7 protein-coding genes are annotated in these 6,121 nt (G+C 44.4%); 4 read left to right on the top strand and 3 right to left on the bottom strand.

Annotation, left to right across the window (positions count from 1 at the left end):
• A partial coding sequence (locus V6C93_RS31105; RefSeq protein ID WP_333480551.1) for a zf-TFIIB domain-containing protein occupies positions 1–356 on the bottom strand: 356 nt, incomplete at its 3' end.
• A 211-nt stretch (positions 357–567) separates the two neighbouring features.
• Here V6C93_RS31105 and V6C93_RS38870 point away from each other — a divergent pair.
• Both V6C93_RS38870 and V6C93_RS31100 read left to right on the top strand, forming a co-directional pair.
• Positions 568–633, top strand: coding sequence for a hypothetical protein (locus V6C93_RS38870; protein WP_414644317.1), 66 nt, complete (start codon positions 568–570; stop codon positions 631–633).
• A 268-nt stretch (positions 634–901) separates the two neighbouring features.
• Positions 902–1,237: a hypothetical protein gene (locus V6C93_RS31100; protein ID WP_333480550.1), complete on the top strand. Its 336-nt coding sequence runs from the start codon at positions 902–904 to the stop codon at positions 1,235–1,237.
• Positions 1,238–1,281: 44 nt separating this feature from the next.
• Here V6C93_RS31100 and V6C93_RS31095 read toward each other — a convergent pair whose 3' ends face one another.
• Entirely contained in the window at positions 1,282–2,118 is an 837-nt protein-coding gene (locus V6C93_RS31095) for a dienelactone hydrolase family protein (protein ID WP_333480549.1), read from the bottom strand.
• 201 nt (positions 2,119–2,319) lie between these two features.
• Positions 2,320–3,066, bottom strand: coding sequence for a hypothetical protein (locus V6C93_RS31090; protein ID WP_333480548.1), 747 nt, complete (start codon positions 3,064–3,066; stop codon positions 2,320–2,322).
• 617 nt (positions 3,067–3,683) lie between these two features.
• Here V6C93_RS31090 and V6C93_RS31085 point away from each other — a divergent pair.
• Complete coding sequence (locus V6C93_RS31085) at positions 3,684–5,126, top strand: hypothetical protein (RefSeq protein WP_333480547.1); 1,443 nt, start codon at positions 3,684–3,686, stop codon at positions 5,124–5,126.
• Between the two features lie 143 nt (positions 5,127–5,269).
• A partial coding sequence (locus V6C93_RS31080; protein ID WP_333480546.1) for a DUF1822 family protein occupies positions 5,270–6,121 on the top strand: 852 nt, incomplete at its 3' end.

Below are 6,121 nucleotides of genomic sequence, written 5' to 3'. Positions count from 1 at the left end.
TTAAATACGTCTGAGAGGTTTTCTTCCTTGTAATCCTTAAATTCACCCGCATCAAACCAAAGACCATAGCAGACTGGGCATTTTTCATACCGGATGTGGCTCTGTTTGAGGTCAACCATTTTTGTGAGTTGGGTCTGGCATTTCGGGCAATTGATGTTCTCAATCGCATCGAAGGTTTTACCTGTTGAAGGGTCGCCAATGTCGATACTTTCAGCGCCTTTAACTCTCTTAAGTTCCTGAGCCTCTTGGGAATCAAACCAGATTCCTTTGCAGTTCGTACAACGCTCTACTTCAACATCTGCATAGATAACTGATTCGAGCGTTCCTTGACATTTAGGGCATTGCAGCTGACTCATCTTGTTTATACCGTCTGGATTCTATGAAGATGGCGATAGTTTAGCAGTTCTCAGGAGGAAATCGGCACAGTGGTAGCTGTATTGAGGATGATGATAGTGCGATCGCATCGGCTCAAGCCATTACCTTGCTGCGCCTTCTGCTTCGTCCGCCTCTAACACTCCACGCCAGAAAGCCCATCCATTCGAGGGATGCCTACTTCAATGAGGCCAACTGGAGTCGGCAAACTTGAGTAATGCCAGCCTCAGCCAGGTTAACTTTCAGAGTGTTCAATTATAGAGTGTACTTGACTTTCATATATCACAAAGTAAACCAGCCGCTCCAGTGACATTTTTACTGCCGTTAAAAATTAAATTTGGCGTTGTCAAATCACAGCACAAACCTGCTTCAAATCACAGCACCAACTTTCCGAGAAGATTAGTCTTTGCCGTTTGCCGTTCAATACTTATATCGACGCAATAGTCCTCTGTATATTTACGTAGAAAACTTAGGCCATTCGGCGCAGGTACTATAAATTTAATAAAGATAGAATTGTTCTTGTAGACAGATGAAATCTAAAAAAATGCCTTCAAATAACGGCTTATTGTATCAATTAAATTCCCAAGTAGGGTCTAATATTCCAGAGAGCCTGTACCGAGCTTCACAAGGCATTTCAAATACAATAATATCTCTCCAATACAGCTATTTTGAGCTGCTGATATTTAAAGTTCATGAAGCGATTAACGGGGCTATTGTACACGAAAGAAATGGAGAAATTGTGCTACAGTGTGAGATTCGCGGAACTCAATATAGGCTGACTCACGATCATTTAGAGCAGATGAGCAACCGCGAATGCTCTGAGTTGTTCAATCAGTTAGGAGTTGACGGCAACCAATTGGGGTGAAATTACCCGCTCCGGCTTTTAGGCACCATGAAGCTGACGGGTAATTATGCAACACCATGCTGCTTAAACCACGCTTGTAAGCGTTTCCAACCATCCTTTGCTTGCTGTTTCCGATAACTCGAGCGGTAGTCAGCAAAAAAAGCGTGGGGTGTATTCGGGTAAACGATGATTTGCGAACCAGTATTCCCAGCTTTAAGTGACTCGCGCATTTTCTGTACCGCTTCAACAGGAATTCCCTGATCACTGCCACCGTAGAGTCCGAGGATTGGTACTTTCAGATTGGCAGCAATATCAATGGGATGCTTGGGGGTAAGGGGATTAGATTGACTTTCTAAGCGCCCGTACCAGGCAACTCCGGCTTTGACGGCGGGGTTATGAGCACAATAAAGCCAGGTAACTCGCCCACCCCAGCAAAAACCTGTAATTCCGAGTTTATTGATGTTCCCTTTACTGGATTTTTTTGCCCAAGCGACGGTTGCATCCAGATCGGACATGACTTGGGAATCAGGAACTTTAGACACAACCTTGGAGACGAGCTCTTGAATATCCGTCAACTTGGATACATCGCCTTGACGGACAAACATTTCAGGTGCGATCGCAAGATACCCCAATTTGGCAAAGCGACGACAGATATCCTGGATATGTTCATGAACACCAAAGATTTCGTGAATCACCAGCACCGTCGGGAATTTATTGCCCCTCGCAGGCATTGCGCGATAAGCAGGAATCTCTCCATCCTCTACAGGAATCTTCACTTCACCCGCCACTAAGCCTTTCGTATCAGTCGTGATCACTTGGGCAAGAATCGGGTGTGCTGCCAGCGTAAACCCTGCTGTTAACGCGGAGGTAATGATAAATTGTCGGCGTGTGAACTCACCCATCAGTCGTTTTTTCCAGTACTCCTCCAGACGATTGTAACGTTTTATGTTTTCTCAACTGGAAGTCGCGCAAGGAACTGCATAAGTGGCATCCTCTCCAGATATATAAACAGACAGCACTACAGACAACTTGCAGCCTTCCCCACCAGCAGTCATGCTAGTGGGGTTTTCTTTTTATACAGCCTTTAAAGGCGATCGCCTTACTCATCCTTGAAGACGAAGAGCAATGGTATAAGAAGGGCGCTGTTTGGCTTCGCGTTGCGTCTTAACCAGACGAAAGTCGCGATCAATATAAAGATGCTCGAACTGAGGTGTCATCCTGAACGATGTTTTTAACTTTTTGGCAGTCCCTCGATCTAGATTTTCTAAGGACGGTGCTTCTAGAGCCTCACTTGTTTGGGAAAGCTTCTTGGCTTTAGACTGAACGACTTTAGTAAACCAATCCTCTGCCTTTTGTACACTCAGTGGAATGGCTCTCATCCTAAAAGCTTGCTCTATCCCAATATTTTCAATCTGCCACTGACCTTTCTGTACCTCAAATTTTTGCAGCACCATGAAGTCATAAGCCAAAAAAGATGAGAACAATTTTCCTAACAAAGGCAGCTTCTCTCCTGGAGCGTAGCGTGCCATATTGGCATAGTAACCGTTGTCGTGAAAAATTTGGTAAGACTGCTCCCTTATTCGTCCTGGCACAATGTCCTGATAAGGTATGGTAGACCAGACAGGTGTCCACGCGCCCAACGCGATCGCTACTTGGTCTTCCGCGTTGGGAAACGGATTGCGCCGGCTTAGCTCTTCGGCAATGGGCGCTAATTCATTTTTATAAAACAGCACTTTTTCTTTTAAAGGGTTTGTGTCTCGGTTTGCAGTAAGCTTCAGAAGTTCTTGTTTAAGTTCTTCCGTACTCCGAGAACTCAGTTCACCTGGACTTAGTACTTTATCAGCGAGCACTGTATACACTCCGAATAATTCAAAACAAGATAGGTTGTTTAGTAATACCAAGTTGCGTTCATACACCTAGCTGTTTGAGCTCAGTTGCATCTTGCCCTTTGGAAACGCTGTGCGATCGCAAAGAAAACAAAGGCATCTTGACAGATGGCCTCTAGTGCAGCGTGGCATAAATAACTATCGAGCTGAAAAAGGTTAAAAAGCTTACTGTACAAACTTTCTTGCCTTCTGCCTCCTGTCTACTGCTACGGAGAACGCTACGCGAACTGCCTTCTCGCACTAGGGATGAAACGCACTTTTTAAGTAGTTCTAATTTAATAATGTAACTTTTTCTTACAAATAACGTCTTTCTTCCGATATAAGTAACATTTTGTGCTTATCACTCCATAGAAAGGCATAGTCTCAACGACGGCTAAAACTGCATAGGGAGAGAGTATCCAGAACTAGATATGACTACAAGAGTCATAGATGTGCAAACCTAAGCCTATGCAAGCCATTGTGATACCAATTTCAACAGAGGATGCGACAGATCAGAGATTGAAACCATTGCCTCATAAGGTTTCTGCAATCCAAAATCTAAAATCCAAAATCCAAAATGGTATGAGGTTGGTAAAACTACGATGAATGCTGCATCGAGATACTGGAACCTGATCAGGATAGATGCGCAACGGGGGTGTAAACGAGAGGAAATTCCAGAAGCGAAAGCCTTCTTCCTCCAGCACTTTCCTGAATTCGCGGCGGGACAAAAGGTGCCAGAGCTAGTCATTCAACGTCGCTTGTGGCATTGGGTTCGAGGTGAGGAGACTGATGGGGACACGGCTAAGCCAAGTCTAGCTGAGCTTTGTTTGCGGTGTTTTATTTCAAAGCAAATTGAGCAAGCCTGTATTCACTTAGAAACGAAGTTTGGCATCCATCATGGCTTCACCCGCTACGACTTATTTCCGTTCCTGCTCACCGATGTTGCAATGGGAGAAAATCGCTCCCCATCAACTCCGCAAAATGGCATCAAGTCAACCTACAGCGCGTTGGCTACAGAAATTTTGCAGAGCTTTAATCCAGAGCGGGGCAACCTAGCAACTTGGACAATGCGGCTGGTAAAACACCATCGCGAACTAAAGGCGTTCTTGCTAGAATACGGGGTTTACTTAGTCAGTGATTGGGCTATTTTGAATGACACAACTGCCGAACAACTGTCGCGAATCTTTGCAGACTTTTATCCCCTTACACTAGGAGAAATTCAGCACGCCAGCATTCTTTTAGAAGCCTACCACGTCGTCTATCGTCGGGCTCGCCTTGCCTCAGAGCGATCGCGAATTCAGGGACAATGTCAGTTGCCCACAACCGAGCAATTACAACAAATCGCTCGGCTTTTTCATCAAAGAACTCACCTGATGTTATCCACCCAATCGGTAATGCAACGATTGCAAAAGTTAGCCGAGTTACTACGACAGTACCGCCTTTGCGCTCGACGCGGACTTTTACCGACCGAATCTCTGGATGACCCCCAATTCAGCCGAGATGCTCATTTACACCTATCCACTAACGGGTTAGAGACTGATGAGTCAGAGAAGCTTCAATCGGAATTCTTATCCTTTTATCGTCAACAATTTATTAATTGTCTAGACCAAGCCTTAAAACAAGTTATCAGCGATCGCCTTTCTTATATCCAACGCAAGAAAACGAATAAATCGCAAGAATTTATCACCGCTTTACATCTATTTCATTGTCAGGGTACGGCTATGGGAGAAATTGCTCCAAGAGTTGGGTTACAAGCTCAATATCAAGTCAGTCGGTTGCTGAAACTCAAGCAACTTCGGGCTGATGTCAAACAAAAAATGTTAAAGGCTCTGTTGGATAGAATATTAGAACAAGCCAAGACCTTCACTAACTCTGAATTCTATCCAATTCTAGACCCACAAAAAGTTGAAGCGGCTCTTGAGGAAGAAATTGCCAAAATCATTCATGAAGCTGAAATTGAGGCTGAAGTTCACAGTAATCGAAATAATCCTTTAAACAGTTTATTTTCCCGGAGGCTGTGCTGCTCACTCAGAGCAGAATTGTGAAGATTGGATAAAATTAATCCAGATCTATCTAAGTAGAAGTCACGAATTGCATACCCTGGATGACTTGAGAGATATAAACCGATAGCACCAATAGTTTGAGAATAGTCTTTGGTTAAAGGCAGACTTCTTAGGAGAACTACACTATGATGAACTACTTTGCTGATGCTGCGTTTGAATTTGAAGCCTCGCCGTTAGAAACAATCATACTTGAGGGAAGTCATATTGAGAGAGCCAGACAACTTACTCTCCAAATCCCAAATGAAGCCCGACAGTGGCAGACTTATCTGAATGCCTTAGCACTTTTTGCTTTTGAAGAATGGCTATTAGAACGCGCTCCGGAATTGTCTATTGATCGGAAGCAATGTTCAATTTTTCAGCCCCAATACGCCAATGCAATCGAGGCAGTTTGTAATTTTGAAGTTCAGGGATTTAAACTTTGCTTAATCGCAATGGGTGCTCTCACGGATAGAGCGATCGCATTTCCCAAAGCAGCGATCAATTTACCCGAATTTACTGCTCATTTTTATATAGTGGTGGAAGTTATCGAAGAGCTGGAGCAAGCAACCCTTCAGGGTTTTGCACGGTATGATCACTTAAGTGAGTACTGTCGTTTGAGCAAATTACAAGCCGAGCCCAACTGGACATACAGACTCCCGATGGCGTGGTTTGACAGCAATTGTGATGAACTACTGCGTTCCTTGCGATTTCTTCAACCCGGAGCGATCGCATTACCTCCCATTCCTCGCTATCCTCCAGCTACATCTCCTGCAATACACACTGAACTCGAAGCACTATTACCCCAATTGCAATCCCCGGAGTGCAAATTGTGGGATGTATTAACCTGGGAACAAGGTGCAGCACTGCTCAGGAATTCTGAGTTACTCAATCAACTTTTAGTCATCCCTCCCAAGGAAACAGAAACGGCTCCAAACATAGCTAATAGCCAAACTAGGCTGCAACGTCTAAAAGAGCCTCTTGTGAATGTGGGACTTTGG

The organism is Allocoleopsis sp., from assembly GCF_036703385.1.
In the GTDB taxonomy this organism is placed as follows: domain Bacteria; phylum Cyanobacteriota; class Cyanobacteriia; order Cyanobacteriales; family Coleofasciculaceae; genus Allocoleopsis.
Note: the sequence above shows the minus strand (reverse complement) of the source record. Positions and strands in the feature narration are given on the sequence as shown.